Genomic DNA, 19,119 nt, shown 5'->3' on the forward strand with positions numbered 1-19,119 from the left:
TAAAAATTCGCTCCTTCCGGTGAGTGACCATCTTCTTTCATCAAGATTTAGTACGGGCTAGCAAATACAAAAAGTATGGCGCTCCAATTACAGCAACAACGATTCCAGTGGGGATCTCAGATGGCTGTAAGATCCAGCGTCCAATGGTATCCGCTATAATGACTAGCAGTGAGCCGAGCAGCGCTGAGGTTGGCAGCATGAGCTGATGTTTGGGTCCAACTAGTCGTCTCGCCAAATGGGGGCCGACAAGTCCGACAAAGCCAATCCCGCCACTCACAGCAACACTTGCCGCAGCTAGACCAACCGCAGCGGCAAGAAGCCGGAATTGTTCTTTGGTTACAGCAGCCCCAAGTCCTACGGCTGTCTGTTCACCCAAATTAAGGACGTTCATTACCCTTGCTTTATAGATGACATACGGCACAAGAATTACGATCCATGGTAGTAAAGAAAGTACAAACTTCCAGCTTGTGCCCCAAATACTCCCGGCAAGCCAAGTAGCCACAAACTGATACTTCTCCGGATCCAGCCGAAGAGTCAGCACGATCATCGCTGCACTCATTCCAGCTGCAACCGCTACACCAGTCAGCAACAGGCGCATGGGTTTTATTCCTTCATGCCGTTTATAAGCTAAGACATAAATCAAGGCAGCAGTAATTGCCGCACCAACAAACGCTACCATAGGCAGCAGATACACCGGAGCCGCGGTTGCCGTTGGGTAAAAAGAAATTAACAGCATAACCATAATTCCTGCGCCAGCGTTAATCCCTAAGATGCCGGGGTCGGCCAAAGCATTACGAAAGACGCCCTGCATCACAGCTCCGGATACAGCCAAACCTGCGCCTATCAGAACGGAGATCACAATACGCGGTAACCGAAATTGAAACAAGATTAACTCTTGCTTATCCGTCCCTTTACCGAATAACGTATTAAGCAGCTCCATAGGTGTCAAACGTATGTATCCTGTATTCATACTAATAATAAAAGCAATAACAATCAGTACAGCTAAAATAATCATTATAACTAAGCCACGTTTATTTTTGGCGGCTTGGAAGGAATCGAATGAAGTTTTCTCTATCATTACAGTTCCCTCCTTTCTTTACGTGCAAGATAAAGGAAGAAAGGTACACCGATCAGTGCAATAATGGCTCCAAGCGGCGTTTCATTAGGGGGATTAATCATCCGTGCTGTTAAATCTGCAAATACTGCAAGCAGACTGCCGAGAATAGCTGAACATGGAATGATCCATCTGTAATCCACACCTACAAAAAAACGGGTCAAATGGGGAATGATTAGTCCAATGAACCCAACGGCTCCTACTACGGCAACTGATGATCCAGCCAGAATCAATACAATTAAAGTCCCTGCCAGCTTAACAAGCCCTGTGCGCTGGCCTAGCCCTTTAGCAACATCGTCACCTAGGCTGAGCATTGTAATCGACCGGGATAATACCATAGCTCCTATTAACGCTGCTCCTATCCAAGGGAACATGACTTTAAGCTGAATCCATTTCGTCCCAGCCACGCCTCCCGCATACCAGAAAGCCAAATCTTGCCCAATGTGAAAATATAAAGCTACCCCTTCACTCAGCGCTGACAGCAGTGCACTAAAAGCAGCACCCGCCAACACCAGACGTGCAGGAGTCAGCCCTCCCTTGGCCAATGATCCGACCCCATACACAACCCCAGCCCCTACTCCGGCACCAACGAAGGAATATAGGATCAAATACATAAACGATAAGTTCGGGAAAAATGCAAAACAAAGCGCCAGCGCAAATCCTGCGCCTGAGTTAATGCCCATCAAACCTGAATCTGCGAGTGGATTTCGGGTCATCCCCTGCATAATGGCACCCGCAACTGCAAAGCTGGCCCCTATCATGGCCCCGCCAAGTACACGGGGTAATCGTAATTCCCTAATAATCTGATGATCCATGATCTCCGGATTAAAGTGAAACACGGCTGCCCACACCACAGAAAGTTTAATATCAGCCGCTCCGAAGGAGACTGAAACAGCGATACCTAGTGCTAATAGTACCAGACCGCCAACCAAGATTAACGTGGCAGCCCAAGGACGTGAACGGAACTCTTGTATGGCTGACCCTTTATTAGGTCTAATCTTGGAAGATATCTGTTGATTCATGAATGCCACCTTATTTCTATGAAATTGATTCTCATTATCACTATGCTATTGTAAATGAGCCTTCCTAGGTTTGGCAATAGATAGATTTAATAGGAGGCATTTATTTTATTGCATTGACAGGAAATCTAGGATTTGATAAAGTTCAAATTGAAAATAATAATGATAATGATTCTCATTATTATTTGTTGGTACATATATATAGGGAGGTTTATCATGCTAAAAAGAAAGACCCTCTTCCCCATCCTGGCACTCATAATGTTATTGTCTGTATTTGTGACAGCTTGCGGGGGAACGAACAATGCTTCATCTAATAAACCAACAGCAACAACAGAAGCAACTACAGCACCAAGCACTGAGCCAACGGCTGCTCCTGAGGCTTCAGCTGCTGAAATGCGTAGCTATGAAACCACTAAGGGTACTGTACAGATACCTGTAAAACCACAACGGATTATTACAGATTATTATGGTGGGGAGTTGCTCTCCGTAGGAGCAAATGTAGTAGGTGTCGAACCTAGTACCTTTGATAATCCCTTCTTGAAAGACCTGCTCGCAAATACACAAGATGTCGGTGCTCCAGTTAACGCCGAGAAAGCTCTGGAACTTACACCTGACCTGATCGTCGTTATGTACGATGATAACTACGATGCTTTATCCAAAATTGCTCCAACCATTCATATTCCATACGGAACCGCTACAAATATCTATGAAACTGTTAAACTGTTCGGTGACATTGTAGGTGTGCCTGACAAAGCTGAACAATTTATTGCTGACTTTGAGAAAAAGGCTGCTGAAGGCCGCGAGAAGCTTAAAGGTGTCGTAAATGAAAATGATACTTTTGGAATCTATGAGCTGACTGATAAAGGTGAGCTATGGACCTTCGGAAATAATGCTGGCCGTGGCGGACAAGCCCTTTATAACGCACTTAAGCTAAAAATGCCTACTAAGAACAGCAACGACAACCAAACGTTGCAGCTGTCCATGGAGCTATTGCCCGAATATGCTGCTGACTACATGTTCCTCACCACTTATGATCCTGACAAAAAAGGGGATAAGCTGAAAGAACTGAAGGAATCTCCAGTTTGGAACGGACTTGATGCTGCGAAGAACGATCATCTATTTTACAATGATTTTGATACCTACTACCGCTATGATCCGATTGCGATTACCGCACAGATTGATCTGTTCGTAGATATGATTCTTGAACGCAACGGTAAGAAATAAACATAGGCACATACAAAAACACCCCTCTTTAGGCACTGTCTAAAGTGGGGTGTTTGGCTATACATAAGAAGTTTCTGTTAAATTTATATCATCTAGTATATTCATTATACTCATCGGTGTTATTTAGTTTTTTGTACATATACTCATCATTTTTAAGCTTATAGAGCTGCCCCATCCCCGCAAATACGAAAAACAGCACCAAAATTAATCCATACGCATAGGTGAATTCACCAATATAAAAGCAAGTGACTATCGCAACAAGGGTCAAGATCATTAATGCGACTGCAATTCTGGAAAAAATCTTTTTCAAATGGAATCCCCCCACGTTTTGTGCACCAATATTATCATATTTGGGATTAAATTGAAATCTCTTTTTGGTCTATTAAGGGAATATCGAGTAGCTGAATATGTGCCAGCATATTGCGAGTGTATATTTTGGTGTATATACGATAAAAGAGGACTTGAAATAAAAGATACGCTCCGCCTACTAACAAACAAAACCACATCGGCTCCAGAGCTGCAGACATTTCAACCCTGGAAGAACTAACAACATAAAAAGAAGACAATGCAATACCTAATGCATACGGGAGAAAAAACAGCACTTTTAAAGGGCCGCCTATAATGCGGGCCACGTCCTTAGAAGTAATTCCAATCTTGTTCAGCTTCCTGAATTTGATCCGCTCACGCTCTAAATCGGTCTGAATACTGAAATGCAGCACTATCCCGGAGGCGCCGAAAAATATTAAACCAACAAATGAAATTACGAAGATTCCAAATCGGCCAGACTCCTGTAACTGTAGATAGTCACTTATTCTAGACTTCGTAGAGAATACGAGGGCCTCTTGCCGTTCATTGCCATACCAGGACTCTGTATTGTCTTTGTTATATTTGGCTAAAGCGGCATTTAACTTAGCATCTATATCCGCAGTTTTTTTCCAATCCTTAAAATTCAGGAGCTGAAGATTACCGATCGCTTTTTTATTTTCCGCTTTCAGCGCCATATAATCCTCTTCGTTTACAATGATATGAAGACCATTCATTAGATTCGGCACAGGGTTAAATACCATGTCAAATAGGATACCTTGTGAATACAGCGTATGCTTCCCCGCAGCAAGCTTCATATCAAAAGTGGGCATTTCCGGTCTTTGATTCTTCCACTCTTCTCCTTGTGCAACTATGGCCAGATTTAGAAAGTGATCTTTCTCCACATGATAATCAGTGCCGATTAATGCGTTTATATTCTGGTCCAGAAATATTTTGAAATTAAACAAGTCGATATACTCCAGCTTTTGGTGTGAAAGCAGCGGCGTGGCGCCATGATCCGTGATCTCGCTTAGTATTTTTGGTGAGATGCTATTTTTTCCGAATACTTCTGAATAGGCAATATCATATGGATTGTTTGCAATCGGAATATCCTCAGCATTCCAGGTCAAATAAAAAATAATCCCGCTTAGAGAAATCGTGATGAAAACGAGGAAGGTGATAAGAGAAAGCACTATTTTGGAGCGACCAAGGGTATAGATCAAATTGGAACTAAACAGCAGGTGCTTGTGATATGCTCTGCTTGATCGCGATATAAAAAGTTTCAACCAGTCCCCAAGTCCTGACAACAGCAAATAAACGCCTAACATACTAATTCCCAGATTTATTAACATCATGCGAGCATCGGAAGGGTTGTAATGAGTGAGCATATTATAAACGGAGATTCCCAAGAGCAAAACTCCGATGACCCCGGTGATTTTCCCATGAATCAGGTTGCGTTCTGCGGTTCTGGACTCTTTTAAAAGACGTAAAATACTGTATCGCAAAGTTAGTAGCAAATTGACTGCAATCACAACTATGTAAATCACCGCGAAGAATTTAATGGTATACAGATAACTATCCGGCGTCAGTATAAAAGCACTGTCCCCAATATTTACAAACAGCGAAACAATCAAGAAAAAAATACCCGAGAAAACTGTCCCTGCACCTAAACCAGTGAGAATCGAGGCTAAAGCGATCATGCTATTCTCGAACAAAATGATTTTGCGGATATTGTGGCTTGTCATTCCAAGTACCATTAATAGCCCAAAGTCGCTTTTTCTGAATTTTAAAAAGGCCATTTGAGCATATACAATAAACAGAACAGCAAAGACCCTTATCACCAAAAAAGGAGCATATAAATTACCTGACACCATCCCATTCACTTGATAAGGGTCATTAAAATCAGGATTACTGTACAGCGAATAAAATGTAAAAAAGATCATGACCGTAAAGCTGCTGCATAGGAAAAATAACAAATATCTTCTAAGATTCGCCTTAAATATCTGAAATGCCATTCTCCTAAAGGTCATCTTCTCCCCCTCCAATAAAGGCCAGGTTCTCCAGAATCAGATCCAAAAATGCTCTGCGCTCTTTATTCTCTCTAGCAATCTCTAGTAGAGCCTTCCCATCTTTGATAAAAAGCACCCGATTACAATAGCTGGCCGCAAAAGGATCATGTGTGACCATCACTATCGTTGCTCCTTTTAGAGTGTTGAGCTTGGCGAAGGTCTTCATCACCGTATTCGAGGATTTGGAATCCAAATTCCCTGTCGGCTCGTCCGCAAAAATCACATCTGGATGATTAATAATCGCCCTGCTGATCGCCGCCCGCTGCTGTTGCCCCCCTGAAACCATATAAGGATATTTGTCCTTCACCTCATCGAGATCAAATAGCGATAACATCTCATCTGTCTTGGCATTGATATCTACTGCCTCTTGTTCATCCAGCACCATGGGCACCATGATATTTTCCCGTAGGGTCAGACTATCCAGCAGATTGTAATCCTGAAAAACGAATCCCATACGCTGCCGGCGAAAAATCGCAAGCTCGTTCTTGGGCATCTCACTTATACTAATATCTGCAATTCTTACAACCCCACTATACTCCGAGTCTATTCCGCTTAGTATATTTAAAAGTGTTGTTTTCCCGCTCCCCGAGGGTCCCATAATCGCCACAAACTCGCCGCTATCCACACTAACACTAATCCCGTTCAGCGCTCGAAACCGATTCGTTTTACCTTTGCCTTTATATTCTTTCGAGAGATTCTCTACTTGCAGTATGGACATCCTGGCACCTTCTCATTGATAAGTTTGGAGTGAGTTACATTAAATGGAATTCAATCACTCGGTATTACTATAAAGCTAAGAAGAGCGTTCGTTTGTTAGATTGCTCACAGCGTAAAAAAGCAGGATACCTCCTCTATAATTTCCGCTCCCGCAAAAAACAAAGGCAAAGAAAACCAGTAAAAGCAAGTCCTCCGATTGCTGCTAATGAGAAGGAAAACGCCCTTACATAATCCGCTAGATCTGCTTCCAAAAGAGAATGCTTTAGCGAAGCGGAGAATAAAATACCGATTAACGCCACTCCTAACGAATTTGCAAAATACATAAAGGTAGTGATCAAGCCTGAACCCGTACCCGTGATCTTTGTGGGTACTGAACTAAGCGTAACGTTGACTAGAGGTGTAGTAGCCATTCCGAGACCGAAACCATATATCAATAATAGTAGGATATTACGAGGGTCTAGCAGCTGCGTAACGTCCACATTTAGCTCTAACATAAGCAGCAGACTACAGCTCCCCATCATCAGCGCTCCTATCTTAAGTACACTCATCCCCCATCTTTTGACCATTCGAGAAGAGATTAGGGAAGTCAGAAAAAAGCCTATCCCTATAGGCAAGAAAACCATACTGGTATCTTGAACACTATAGTGCAAACCAAATTGCATATAATAGCTCAAAATAAAAAAGAAAGAGAACATACTTAGATAAAGGACAAGAACGGTTGCCAGACCAGCGCTAAATGTTCGATCTCTGAAAATAGACAGATCGACTAACGGTAACGTCCCCTGCTTTCCCTTTCGATTTTCAACCCAGATAAAAGTAAACAACACGAAAAGAGCTAACATTAGACAGCCAAAAATCCACAACGGCCACCCTTGTTTTTGTCCCTCTGACAACGTATAGATCAACAGGAACAAACCGATCAGCAGAAGGAAGCTTCCAGTCCAATCAATACTGTGCGCCTGCTCAGCCCGTGTTTCAGGTACAATCGGCATTAACAGCAGGACGAGAAGTCCAAATGGCACATTGAAAAAAAATACTGTCCGCCAACCGAGATCGAACGGATTCCAATTCACAATAGTACCTCCGAGGATGAATCCGAATGCAAATCCAATGCCAATCATTGCGCCGTAAATGCCGAAAACAAGCCCTTTTTCCTTTGGCAGAAAGCTGACCTGCAGCGTAGATAGAACCTGAGGTTGAATAAGCGCCGCAGCCAATCCCTGCACAATCCGAATAACAATCAGAAGTGCCGGATCTGAGGTCAATCCGCCTAACACTGCCATGACCGTAAACCCGCTCACCCCGATCATCAACATCCGTTTTCTGCCGTATATATCCCCAAGCTTTCCGCTAATAATCAACGCCACAGCTAATCCTAGCGAAAATCCGGTAACGATAAGCTGTGCTTCCGAAAAGCTTGCGTTCAAGCTATATTGCATAGATGGAAGCGCAACTTGAATCATATAAGTATTTAATGAAATAAGTAATGTTGGCAGTAAAATAACCCCCAGCGCATACCACCTGCGTGAATCTACTTGTTGTTGTCCCATTGTATGACCACCTTTTTATCTGCAATCTATGAAATTATTATCATTTAGAGTGGTCTTTTTCTCTACCTGTTAAGGGAGGTTCACTCCTTGATAAGGGAGCAAACACAAAAAAACCTCAAGCATGCAGAAGATAACGTTCGATTCCGAACCCTATGTTCTAACACCTGAAGCTTTAAGCTTTCTGCATTTACAAATCTTCCTACAGCCTGTTTCGTTCCAAACTCTGTTGTTCGATACGTTTTAAGTATTCGCTTGGATTGCAGCCATAATGCTTACGGAAGGTCGTCGTGAAATTGCTGACATTGCTATATCCGACCGAAACAGCTGTTTTCCCTATATTCAAACCTTCAACCTCCATATACCAGAGCGCTTTCTCCATCCTTTTTATACGTACAAGCTCGAAGATCGTCATGCCAAATAATTCGCGGAAGCCTTTTTTCAGCTTGAATTCGTTGATACCTACCCGCTTAGCCAACTCACGTATAGATAACGGTTGTTCGAAATGGATTTGCACCAATTCATGTACCCGCTTCAGATTAGTAATATCATCATGCCGCAGCGTCATACTATCGCTAATAGAACCGTAACCATCAGACTCACCAAACAAAGCAATAAATTCAAGGGCTTTGCTCTCCATATATAAACGTCTCAATGTTCCATGATAGGTACAGTGGATCATTTCGGAGACACATTTTCGGATTGCCGCAGTATCTGGATAACGATCAATATTTCCACGATGATGTCTAAGCCAGGTTTCCATTTGCTGTGTCTCCGATAAATCTCCGGCGTAATTCAGCAGTTCACTAGGAGCAAACCGTATTTCCAGCAATTGATTGGGGACACCTGCTTTTTTCTCTTCATACACCTGAACATCCTCTAGAAAAAGGACATTGCCCATTTGTTTATCCGTGTAACTTTCCTTGCCGTTCCATTCGCAATAGATTTCTCCGCTTAGATTATAGCTTAGTTCAAACAACGGACAAGCTTCTTGAATGTGGAGCTTCATATCCTGTTCGTAAGTTATGTCCGTATACATAATCTCCATACCTGGACGAATCCGTGTACGGGTGACGCTTCCCTTACCAATATGTGAAGGAATAGTAAGCCGTTGTTCCCATTGGTTATGTTCAACATGCCCCTCTATCCGTTCTGTAAATTGATCAAAAAGATCATGAATTTCCATATTCAATATATTTAAAGTCATCGCAAAACTCTCCTTCTTCGCTCCTTGTATACGATGAGTTACATAATCTCTACTCTTGCTCCGTAAATGATAATTGTTATCACTTGAAAGTGTCAACATGAAACACAAAAAAGCATTGGCGGATTTTATCCTGCCAACGCTTTTTTAGTAGTAAAATAAGACCGTTCAAACCGATGGAAATGCATCCCTCCGGTATCTCAGCTCCCCCGTAACCTCCATAATCTTCGAGGCTAACAAATGCGAGGGCAGCTCGTAATCCACACAACCCAGCTTAGCGGCTGCTTCAGGCATTTCACTTTCAATAGAAGTTTCTTGCGATTCTACTAGCGTTGATTGGGCGCCAGCGTGTTTGGCAGCCAGCATCCCTTTAGCGCCATCATTTCCCATTCCGGTCATTAGGATTAAATGCTGCTGTAGACCAGTTAGTGCAGATATAGACTCAAACAAGATATCTACCGAAGGACAGTGTCCATTCACTGCAGGCTTTTTCATAAGTTTTATTCTGAGATCCTGCCCCTCCTGAATAATGGTCATATGAGAATTACCTGGAGCGATATAGACGGTTCCCCCGAGCACCGATTGCTTGTCCTTGGCTTCCACCACCCGTACACTTGAGAACCGATTCAGTCGTTCCGCCAATGCTTTTGTGTACTTAGGTGGCATATGTTGAACAACCAGCAGGGGATACGGGAAGCTCGCCGGGAGCGAGGAAATTAAGATTTCTAATGCCTTCGGCCCCCCTACTCCGCATCCAATTCCCACGATCTGCTCAATAACTTCTGTACATCCACTCTTAACGTTGTTTTGTTTCTCTTGTCGAGCTTTCACTTTAGAGATGTTTATATTGTTAAGAATAAGAGTTCTTAAAGGAATTTCAGCGGCTTTCTTAATTTTGAATAATAACTCATCTTTTATGCTGTATAGACCAGGTCCATAAGATTGAGCCGGCTTAGATATGAAATCCACTGCACCATTTTGTAGAGCAGTAATGGTTGCTGTTATTCCATCCTTTGTAGCGGAGCTCAAGATAAGTATAGGTGTTGGCCGCTGAGACATTATGCTTGTGAGTGCTACCAAACCGTTCAATTCCGGCATTTCTATATCTATAGCCACGACATCGGGCCTGAGTTTTTGAACCATGCTGATCGCTTCGGATGCATTTCGAGCTACTCCAATGACCTCGAGGCTTGAATCCTCCGAAATTAGGTTCGAGATCTGTTTACGCATGGTTACTGAAGCAGCTACAACGAGCACCTTTATTTTTTGCACTACTTCTCCTCTCCTATCAATGATAATACCCCTGACACTGTTTATTTAACTTTAAAAATAGATACCAGACTATTTAACTCTTCTGCTAGCTGAGCCAAAGCATTGGCGGTCGTTGCCGTTTCACTGCTGCTTGCCGCCATTTCTTCAGTTGCGGCGGATATGCTCTCAATTGAGAACATCACCTCAGACGATTGTGCGGCCTGTTCTTCACTGGCAGCTGCAATTTCTGTTACTTTATGAGCGGTATCGTTCACCATCGTAAGGATATGTTCAAAGGCTTCTCCATTTTTTTGTGAAAAAGCTACTCCTTCTACTACAGCATTTACACTGTGCTGCGTATTCTTCTGCATTTCTTTGATAATGCCCGTGATTTGTTTCGTAGCCCCACTGCTCCGCTCAGCTAACTTTCTTACTTCATTCGCAACAACGGCAAAACCTCGACCTTGTTCACCTGCGCGGGCCGCTTCAATCGCTGCGTTTAGGGCAAGCAGATTTGTTTGTTGGGCAATATCTTCAATCACCGCGATAATCTCACCAATCTTATCGGAGTCTTCCGCAAGTCTAGACATTTGTGTATCCAGTACTGCCATTCCTTGTACGGAGTTCTTAACCACGATCCCTCCATCTTGAGCAATACGCATCGTTTGATCTGAAAGCTCAGAAGCCTGTTCAGCACTCTGGGCTACTGAATTAATCGCCGCAGATAATTCTCGGAACAACTCATTCATCGTTTGTGCTGCACTAGCTTGACTCATACTTCCACTGGCTACTTCCTCTGTACTAGCTGAGATTTGCTGTGCAGCAGCTGAGACACTTTCCGCAGAAGACGAAATGCCGCTAACAGTGCGTCTTAGGTTCAGAACCATTTCATTAACAGAATAAGCTAGCATTCCAATCTCGTCCTTAGATTCCAGATTCGACGTTTCGCTTAAATCACCATTAGCCACTTTACCTAGCAGGCGCATTACTTGATTTAGAGGCCGTGCTATGATCTGCGATATTAGAAGACCCAGACCAATACTGATGAGCAGCGCAACAATAGTAACGCTAAACGTAATCAAACGAGAGGACTGATAAAGGTCATTGGCATTAACAATCGAACCTTGAGCCTGCTTCATATTGATGTCTATTAATTTTTGCAGAAAGTTAGTCAGCTCTGTTGTGGCTGTTTGCAAATCACTTTCGCGCAAATAATTTGTATATTTTTCATTACTAATATTTGTTTTATCAATTTCAATAGTATCATCAAGACTTGTGATATAACGTTGCCAGATCTCAGGATAATCTTTCATTATCGCCAATTCTTCTTCCCTCAACGCAGTCTTGCTATATTTACCCATGATCTCTTCAATACTTTGAACGTTTTTATGTATTTTATCTTCGTATTCTTTCTTTTCTGCCGCTGTTTTAGCCATCGTGTTTATATCACGGATATTGATTCTATTTGTTAAAAATAGTTCATTCGCTTCTCCCAGATAAGCTATAGGTGTTAAGCGATTTTCGTACATGTCCACGATAGAGCGGTCCATCTTACTCAAATTCGTAATTCCATAGAATCCTACAAAGCACAATATTGCGGATACTAACAGAAATGCGGAGATTAACTTCACTGCTGTCCTTAAATTATAAAACCACTTCATTTTCCTCAGCCCCTCATTGGCGTTAGTCATTTTTTAGTAATTCTTAGGAACTATTTCATCATATACGGTAAGCAGATTAAGGTAACCGAAAAAAAATAGCGCGACCACGCAAAAATATTGCGTCGTCCCGCAAAAAAAGCGCAGACCAAAAAATCCCGCCTCACAGCACCGTGAACGGGATTTTGATCTATTTGTTTGTTACGAATTTTCATAGTGAATTGTTGAAATCGGACTCCTTCAATATGCCCAGTCGTTTAGCTTTTATTGCCGCTTCAATTCTTGATTTCACATTTAGTTTTTGGAACAGACTCGTTAAACTGTATTCCAGCGATCGTTGACTCATAAGTACAATCTCTGCTATTTCCTTGTTGCTTTTTCCTTTTGCAATCTCTGTCAGCATTTCATGCTCTTTTTTGCTTATCTTCGGGTTTGCTTGGTCAATATTAATCTCCATTCCTTTAGGTGATACTTTTCTTAACTGTTTAACTAGGGTATGAGGCAAAATGACATCTCCCCTTAAAGCACAACGCACTGCTGCAACCAACTGCTCTCTATTGGTCGTTTTTGAAATAAATCCAAACAAACCCGATTCGATCATCAAGTTGAATTTGTTTGTAATTTCGTATCCGGTGTAGATTAAGATAATCGCGTCTGCGTTTATTTTTAAGACTTCCTTCGCCAAATCAATCCCATTCCCATCAGCGATATGAAGATCAAACAGCATCACGTCAAACGTATGGCTACCCACCATGTTAAGCGCCTCATGGGCTGAATTGGCTAGGGTAACCTCCATATCTCCCTCTTGTTCCAGTATCATCTTAGTCCCTTCCATGACAGAGGGATGGTCGTCCACTAACAAAATTCGAATCATGCCTAATACACCCCTATCCCCTTATTATGCCCCATGATTAATCTGCAGGTATGGATATAAAGACAGCTAATCCCTTATTCTCTGGCGAAAGAAATCGTATGGTCCCATCCATACTGCGAACCCTTTCTTTCATCCCATAAATCCCCATGCTCTTAAGAGAATCCTCTCCTAAAAGGCTCATTCCAATTCCGTTATCTTCATAATCCAAAAGCACCTGTTGCCCTTCGCTAGCTAAGGAGATACGTACTTCTGTGGCACAGGAATGTTTAGCTGCATTAGCCAAAAGTTCCTGCACAATACGGTACAGACCTATTAGAATCTCGTCTTTTAACTTATGCCTGAAAGCGTTTGACTCAAAATAAATCTGATAGTCGTTCCGCAGCTGAGCAAATTCAAACAACGTCTCAAGTGAGGAAGCAAGCCCCTCATTGATTAATGCTGGTGGCCTAAGCTCATTGCAGATCATCCGCAGTTCATAGATAACATCGAGTAAACCTTCTGTGATCTGTTCTAGCTGTTCCTTTAGTTCCCCCGTAACGGATTTATCACTTAAAAAATTATCAAGCTTACGATACCAGATGATCTGTTCTTGAAGGGCTGAATCATGTAAATCTTGAGCCAGCCGTTTGCGTTCATTCTCGGATAAATTAAACATAAAGCGCAGCAACCATGTCGGAGCTTGCTCGGAAGCCGCTAACTCAAGGTCCTTAGTTAGATCTTCTATGAGCAAAAAATTATCAAATAACACACTAACATAACGGGTAATCGTCTTCAGCCACACTCGAACAGAACTTATTTCTAATAAAATAGACTTCTCATTAATGGATAGAATATAGCTTTTTCTTCGGAACTCTCCGATCTTAAGTGAATAGCCCCGCTCGGTCTCAATAATCTCGCATATTTTATCATGGTTATCATCAACTTCAACCATACAAATATTGGTAACCCGCAAGACCTCTCTAACTTCTTTCAGTAATCGTTGTTCCATGTGACTGATCTTCATCGCACCAAACAAATCTTGCGAGAATTGATCAAGACTCATCTGTAAGTTGAAATACCTTTCCTCGCTGTTCCGAATGATCTGCTCTGTAAGCTGTCTTTCCACCTCAATTTTTTTCCGATCACTGATATCCCTAAAGATAGAGATACATGCAACCTTACCCTTATATAGAATTGAGCTAGCTGTTACTTCTACATCGATAATAGATCCATCTGACCGCACGACCTTTTGTTCAACAGGAGCTAATATCCGATTGGGTCCATAATAGATTTCACGCATCCGATCTCTAGCCAGCGTTATATAGTCCGGGTGGGCCCAATTAAAAATAGAGGTGCCAATCAATTGATCCTCACTGCAAACTCCAAACAATCCTAAACAGGAAAAATTCACATAAAGGAATTTATATTCACTATGGAGTACTACCGCTTCAGGTGACATATCAATAAGCAGCCGATTGAGTTCCTCGCTTTCTCTAAGTTCACTCTCCATCTGGACCCTTTTTGTAATGTCTCTCGCTACGATCACAATACTAACTACTTCTCCATCCTCACCAAGAACAGGTGTACCCAAGCATTCCAGGTCTATAATGTGACCTTTGATGTGAATAAACCGATTGTAAAACATCTTACATACTTTTGTCCGAAAAATATCCAAGATCTGTTCCCGCAACACTTCTTGTTCATCAGGATGAATATACTCCAAAATAGTTGTGTTCTTTATTGAACCTACAGGAAGCCCAATAATTTTCTCACAAGAGGACGAAGCAATAATGAAGTTCCCTTGCTGATCCAGAACCCCAATCATATCCTCCATATTCTCTGTAATAAGCCTGTACTCCGCCTCCCGCTGAGCCAGCCGCTTTTCCACCTCCACAGATGCAGTGATATCTCTTGCGATAACAAAGGTACCTACAATTTGATTGTTTTCATGTACAGGGATGTTTTTCATCGACCAATGGTTAACTAATCCATTCTCGCGGACAGAAGTAACCGTATAATGCTGCAGAACTCCGCCAACCGTTTTCTCAAAATAATCAGACATCATATGCGAATTCTCTGCGCCAAATAAATTCACAATGGATAAGTTCTCTCCGAATCTATTAAAAGCTTCTCCAGTAATTTGCTCTGCCGCTGGATTGATAGCCACAATGCTGCCCTGCATATCCAATTCACACACGATATCTGGATTATGGTCAAACAGGGATTTGTAGCGCTGCTCGCTTTTTAATAGAACCTCTTGCATCTGCTTTTTTTCCGTATGATCGATTAAGATCCCATTGAGCCGTACCACTGCCCCTGTCTCATCCATACTGGGAATGATCCTGACTTGGACCCATCGGAGTTCACCGCTGGCATGGATGATCCGATATTCACTGAGATTGCTTATTCCTTGCCCCACTGTAGTTATAATCTCTTGAATTAAAGGCCGCTCTTCTTTAGGAGCAATTCTTAGCCAAAAGTCATCTTCCTTCGCCTGTTCTGGTGAATATCCCGTGATATTGAAAATGGCATCCGATATGAATAACATTTTCCGTGATACGTAATCGTAAGACCAAATCGCCACATCGATCGTAGCAAACATCTGCTGATACAGAGAAAAGCTACTCTCTAACTGGGCTTGAGCATTTTTTTGTTCCGTGATATCTATGATGACGCCATCTATTCGACAAACCTTATGCTCTTGATTAAAAACGGGCGTGCCTATACTTTGAACCCACTTCAGCGCTTTTGCAGGTAACTGCATACGATACTCAAGATTACATAGGTGACCAGAGTATAATTTATCTATATACGCATCAAACCGTTCAAGATCCTCACCGTACACATATTCACGTAAAAAATTGGGGTTATGCGTTAAAGCATGATCTGAACAGTCCACCCATTTCTCCAAAACATTCGGCATTGTCAGCAAATTCGCTTCCATGTCAATAGACCAAGAGGTCATATCCTTGTCGCCAAGTGAATGCATATTGAGATTCCCTCCACATAAAAAGCCCCCCCTTTTCGGGGCGGCTTTTTCTTCCTATTCGCTATTTCGCAAGCGTCTTTACATTTTAGCCATTATCTACTGAGCAATCTGCTCGCGGATATTCTGCAATATTTTCTTCTCCAGCCGGGATACCTGGACTTGAGAAATCCCAAGGCGACTGGCAACCTCTGACTGCGTTTGGTCACGGTAATATCGAAGATAAACAATCAGCCGTTCACGCTCGCTGAGACCTCCGATAGCCTCATTCAGTGCCAGCTTATCAAACCAGCGTTCCTGTGATTCGTCAGCGATTTGATCAATCAGTGTGATCGGATCGCCATCATTCTCGAACACCGTCTCATGAATCGAGGTCGGTGGCTTGTTAGCTTCCTGAGCAAATACCACTTCTTCAGGGGTAACCCCCAGTGCCTCAGCAACTTCACCGATGGTAGGCAGACGGTCCAGCGTCTTAGACATTTCATCCTTCATCTTGCGGACCTTATTAGCCATCTCCTTAAGAGAACGGCTAACTTTCAAGGTTCCATCGTCGCGAAGGAAACGCTGAATCTCGCCAATGATCATCGGCACGGCATAAGTGGAGAATTTGACCTCATAGCTGAGGTCGAACTTATCAACGGACTTCAAGAGCCCGATGCAACCGATCTGGAACAAATCGTCAGGTTCATACCCGCGGTTCATAAACCGCTGCACTACCGACCAGACCAACCGGATATTGCAGCTAACTAGTGTGTCTCGGGCAAGATTATCTCCGGCCTGACTGAGCGCGATAAGACGTTTGACCTCCGCATCGTCCAAATAGGTCGGCGGAGCTTTTTTTGACTCTGCATCCATGGCTCCAACCCCTAATTGTATAAAGCTTTTTTCGAAACGATGGTTTTCTTCATTGAGATCGAAGTGCCGTGTCCCGGTTCACTAGTGACTTCAAATTCATCCATGAAATTCTCCATAATGGTAAAGCCCATGCCCGACCGCTCCAGCTCTGGCTTTGAGGTATATAGCGGCTGTTGTGCCAGCTCCAAATCCTCAATGCCCCGTCCCTGATCCTCAATGGTTAAATGTACCGTTTCGTTGTCCAGCGAAGCTGAAATAGTCACAATACCTTCCGGATCACTATCATACCCATGAATAATACAATTGGTGACCGCCTCCGACACGACTGTCTTCAGATCATTCAGCTCGTCCATTGTAGGATCAAGCCTAGAAACGAACGCCGCTACAACTACACGCGCGAATGATTCGTTCTCCGAGAGTGCAGCGAACTGCACGTTCATGAAGTTACCAGCCTTACCATTTGTCATAACGCAACCTCCAAATCCGAGAGTGCAGTGCTCTCGTCGTCATATAGGGGCATGATCTTGAACAGGCCTGACATTTCCAGAAGTCGCTTCACAGGTGCCGTTGCATCACACACCACCATTTTGCCGCCTTTACTATGGATCAGTTTATACCTTCCCAGAATTACGCCGAGACCCGAACTGTCCATAAACTGCAGATGCTTAAGACTAAGGATCAAATGCGATACCTGACCCCGCATAATCGCTTCATCCATATCCATTCTTACAAAATCGGCGGCATGATGATCGAGTTCCCCAGATAAACGGACAATCAGCACACCCCTGTGATGCTCCATTTCCACATTAGAATTCATGCTTGCCACTCTCCTCTTCGTTGCTTTGAAAACTTGGCCTTAAGAGACAGTACCCATTCTCTTCAAGGACAAGGTTTCTACGTGGCAAATCAGGAATCCTGCCTCACGACAAAACTAGAAGAAAACCCCTATGAATCTACAAAGCACATGGGCGCAATCTACAAAAAAGCTCTTTTTAATCCATGCCGAACATCGAGCCTGTTGTACGTTTAAAGAGCTTCCACCAGCCTGCTTTTGCCACAGCTTCCCCTGCTTTAAGTTCATACTCTTTAATCACTTGGGTTCCTTGGTAGACAACCAGCTTGCCTATGGACTGGCCTTCAGCCACTGGTGCCTTCACGCTTTCTGGAAGTACTAGTTCGTGACGAATGCCTTCTTGCGTCACACCTTTTTTCAAAAGAACACTATACGTCTCTTTCGCCGTAATCGGCAGCTCGGACTTCACACCCTTCTCAATCTTAAGGGTACCGATAGCGTCCCCTTCTTTGTGAATAGTGTGGATCTTATATTGCGAAAAGAGATAGTCAAACATGCCCGACACTTCACTGTTACGTGTCTTCGTGTTCGGTTCACCCAGCACAACAGCAACAGCACGCAGACCGTCTCTTGCAGCCGTAGCAGATAAGCAGAATTTTGCTTCAGCGGTATATCCTGTTTTCAGTCCATCAGCGCCTGTATAGAAACGTACAAGCTTGTTCGTATTTACCAACCAGAATGGTTTGGTGGAATCCTTACGCAGATAATCCTGATAGGAACCGGTATATTTGATAATTCTATCATGCTTTAAAAGCTCCCGGCTAATTACCGCAATATCGTAGGCTGAGGAATAGTGATTAGCAGCTGGAAGACCGTTGCAATTGGCAAAGTGGGTATCTTTCAGACCCAGTTCTTCCGCTCTTTTATTCATCAGATCGACAAAAGCGCTCTCCGAACCCGCTATTTTCTCTGCCATCGCCACAGATGCATCATTACCGGAGGCCATAGCGATGCCTTTGAGCATCTCATCCACCGACATTTCTTCACCAGGCTCCAGGAAAATTTGCGATCCGCCCATCGATGCGGCATATTCACTCGTGCGCACCTTATCCGTCAGTTGCAGTCTTCCTTCATCCAGTGCTTCCACCGTAAGCAGCATCGTCATAATCTTCGTAATACTTGCGGGAGGCAGCTTATCATGGCTGTTCTTTTCATAAATAATAGTGCCGGTGCCTGCATCCATCAAAATCGCTGAACGCGCACCAGGCGCAAGATCTACAGCGGCAGCATTACTGCCAGAATCCTTGCTTTTTTCCTCAGCATAAGCACCTGACATCGGTCCTAGAACCGACACAACGATACAGAGCACAAGCACAGCAAAACGCATTTTTCTCACAATGGTTCCCCTCCTGAACGTTAACCTTCATATCACAGGTACTGTGTTCCAGTTTCGTCAGAAAGGGTGGAAATTATTCCATTTCCAAGTAAATAACTATAATAATTTATCGCAAGAAGTAATGATGTTG

At 43.1% G+C, this 19,119-nt stretch carries 16 protein-coding genes; 1 reads left to right on the forward strand and 15 read right to left on the reverse strand.

The genetic code is table 11. The features are described from left to right. Nucleotides 1-40: 40 nt before the first annotated feature. Both NST25_RS21445 and NST25_RS21450 read right to left on the reverse strand, forming a co-directional pair. A complete protein-coding gene (locus tag NST25_RS21445; protein ID WP_076129507.1) occupies nt 41-1,078 on the reverse strand; it encodes an iron ABC transporter permease in 1,038 nt (345 codons plus the stop codon). After that, on the reverse strand, nt 1,078-2,136 hold the full coding sequence (locus NST25_RS21450; protein ID WP_076129506.1) for an iron ABC transporter permease: 1,059 nt from the start codon (nt 2,134-2,136) through the stop codon (nt 1,078-1,080). Before NST25_RS21450 ends, NST25_RS21445 begins: the two co-directional genes overlap by 1 nt. Nucleotides 2,137-2,349: 213 nt before the next feature. Here NST25_RS21450 and NST25_RS21455 point away from each other — a divergent pair, with 213 nt between their 5' ends. Continuing rightward, nucleotides 2,350-3,357 (forward strand): ABC transporter substrate-binding protein, encoded by a 1,008-nt coding sequence (locus tag NST25_RS21455; protein WP_076276692.1) that lies wholly within the window; start codon nt 2,350-2,352, stop codon nt 3,355-3,357. 88 nt (nt 3,358-3,445) lie between these two features. Here NST25_RS21455 and NST25_RS21460 read toward each other — a convergent pair whose 3' ends face one another. The 13 genes from NST25_RS21460 to NST25_RS21520 form a co-directional block, all read right to left on the reverse strand. Next, on the reverse strand, nt 3,446-3,667 hold the full coding sequence (locus NST25_RS21460; RefSeq protein ID WP_042190339.1) for a hypothetical protein: 222 nt from the start codon (nt 3,665-3,667) through the stop codon (nt 3,446-3,448). 46 nt (nt 3,668-3,713) lie between these two features. Continuing rightward, the gene (locus NST25_RS21465) at nt 3,714-5,690 is read right to left on the reverse strand and encodes an ABC transporter permease (RefSeq protein WP_339187889.1); all 1,977 of its coding nucleotides are present in this window, start codon (nt 5,688-5,690) and stop codon (nt 3,714-3,716) included. Beyond that, nucleotides 5,680-6,447: an ABC transporter ATP-binding protein gene (locus NST25_RS21470; protein WP_339187891.1), complete on the reverse strand. Its 768-nt coding sequence runs from the start codon at nt 6,445-6,447 to the stop codon at nt 5,680-5,682. Before NST25_RS21470 ends, NST25_RS21465 begins: the two co-directional genes overlap by 11 nt. 133 nt (nt 6,448-6,580) lie before the next feature. Beyond that, nucleotides 6,581-7,996, reverse strand: coding sequence for an MFS transporter (locus NST25_RS21475; protein WP_339187893.1), 1,416 nt, complete (start codon nt 7,994-7,996; stop codon nt 6,581-6,583). A 199-nt stretch (nt 7,997-8,195) separates the two neighbouring features. Then, nucleotides 8,196-9,200, reverse strand: coding sequence for a helix-turn-helix domain-containing protein (locus NST25_RS21480; RefSeq protein WP_076129500.1), 1,005 nt, complete (start codon nt 9,198-9,200; stop codon nt 8,196-8,198). A gap of 165 nt (nt 9,201-9,365) precedes the next feature. After that, the gene (gene cheB / locus NST25_RS21485) at nt 9,366-10,469 is read right to left on the reverse strand and encodes a chemotaxis-specific protein-glutamate methyltransferase CheB (protein ID WP_076220075.1); all 1,104 of its coding nucleotides are present in this window, start codon (nt 10,467-10,469) and stop codon (nt 9,366-9,368) included. Between the two features lie 41 nt (nt 10,470-10,510). After that, a complete protein-coding gene (locus tag NST25_RS21490; RefSeq protein ID WP_076129498.1) occupies nt 10,511-12,109 on the reverse strand; it encodes a methyl-accepting chemotaxis protein in 1,599 nt (532 codons plus the stop codon). A gap of 208 nt (nt 12,110-12,317) precedes the next feature. Further along, nucleotides 12,318-12,980, reverse strand: coding sequence for a response regulator transcription factor (locus NST25_RS21495; protein WP_076219667.1), 663 nt, complete (start codon nt 12,978-12,980; stop codon nt 12,318-12,320). A 37-nt stretch (nt 12,981-13,017) separates the two neighbouring features. Beyond that, nucleotides 13,018-15,948, reverse strand: a complete 2,931-nt coding sequence (locus NST25_RS21500; protein WP_340392439.1) for a PAS domain S-box protein — start codon at nt 15,946-15,948, stop codon at nt 13,018-13,020. 96 nt (nt 15,949-16,044) lie between these two features. Next, nucleotides 16,045-16,800: an RNA polymerase sporulation sigma factor SigF gene (gene sigF, locus NST25_RS21505; protein ID WP_036676059.1), complete on the reverse strand. Its 756-nt coding sequence runs from the start codon at nt 16,798-16,800 to the stop codon at nt 16,045-16,047. Between the two features lie 11 nt (nt 16,801-16,811). Beyond that, the gene (gene spoIIAB, locus NST25_RS21510; RefSeq protein ID WP_036676058.1) at nt 16,812-17,267 is read right to left on the reverse strand and encodes an anti-sigma F factor; all 456 of its coding nucleotides are present in this window, start codon (nt 17,265-17,267) and stop codon (nt 16,812-16,814) included. Beyond that, a complete protein-coding gene (gene spoIIAA / locus NST25_RS21515) occupies nt 17,264-17,617 on the reverse strand; it encodes an anti-sigma F factor antagonist (protein ID WP_036676057.1) in 354 nt (117 codons plus the stop codon). Before spoIIAA ends, spoIIAB begins: the two co-directional genes overlap by 4 nt. A 175-nt stretch (nt 17,618-17,792) precedes the next feature. Next, on the reverse strand, nt 17,793-18,929 hold the full coding sequence (locus NST25_RS21520; protein ID WP_235219379.1) for a D-alanyl-D-alanine carboxypeptidase family protein: 1,137 nt from the start codon (nt 18,927-18,929) through the stop codon (nt 17,793-17,795). Nucleotides 18,930-19,119: the final 190 nt, after the last annotated feature.

It is taken from the genome of Paenibacillus sp. FSL E2-0190, assembly GCF_037992965.1.
GTDB classification, from domain to species: Bacteria; Bacillota; Bacilli; order Paenibacillales; family Paenibacillaceae; genus Paenibacillus_AQ; species Paenibacillus_AQ odorifer.

Coding starts and splice junctions, on each gene's coding strand:
- NST25_RS21455 (WP_076276692.1), top strand. CDS start 2,350: ATGCTAAAAAGAAAGACCCTCTTCCCCATCCTGGCACTCATAATGTTA.
- spoIIAA (WP_036676057.1), bottom strand. CDS start 17,617: ATGAATTCTAATGTGGAAATGGAGCATCACAGGGGTGTGCTGATTGTC.
- NST25_RS21480 (WP_076129500.1), bottom strand. CDS start 9,200: ATGACTTTAAATATATTGAATATGGAAATTCATGATCTTTTTGATCAA.
- NST25_RS21465 (WP_339187889.1), bottom strand. CDS start 5,690: ATGACCTTTAGGAGAATGGCATTTCAGATATTTAAGGCGAATCTTAGA.
- NST25_RS21495 (WP_076219667.1), bottom strand. CDS start 12,980: ATGATTCGAATTTTGTTAGTGGACGACCATCCCTCTGTCATGGAAGGG.
- NST25_RS21475 (WP_339187893.1), bottom strand. CDS start 7,996: ATGGGACAACAACAAGTAGATTCACGCAGGTGGTATGCGCTGGGGGTT.
- NST25_RS21520 (WP_235219379.1), bottom strand. CDS start 18,929: ATGTCAGGTGCTTATGCTGAGGAAAAAAGCAAGGATTCTGGCAGTAAT.
- NST25_RS21445 (WP_076129507.1), bottom strand. CDS start 1,078: ATGATAGAGAAAACTTCATTCGATTCCTTCCAAGCCGCCAAAAATAAA.
- NST25_RS21500 (WP_340392439.1), bottom strand. CDS start 15,948: ATGCATTCACTTGGCGACAAGGATATGACCTCTTGGTCTATTGACATG.
- NST25_RS21470 (WP_339187891.1), bottom strand. CDS start 6,447: ATGTCCATACTGCAAGTAGAGAATCTCTCGAAAGAATATAAAGGCAAA.
- sigF (WP_036676059.1), bottom strand. CDS start 16,800: ATGGATGCAGAGTCAAAAAAAGCTCCGCCGACCTATTTGGACGATGCG.
- NST25_RS21490 (WP_076129498.1), bottom strand. CDS start 12,109: ATGAAGTGGTTTTATAATTTAAGGACAGCAGTGAAGTTAATCTCCGCA.
- spoIIAB (WP_036676058.1), bottom strand. CDS start 17,267: ATGACAAATGGTAAGGCTGGTAACTTCATGAACGTGCAGTTCGCTGCA.
- NST25_RS21450 (WP_076129506.1), bottom strand. CDS start 2,136: ATGAATCAACAGATATCTTCCAAGATTAGACCTAATAAAGGGTCAGCC.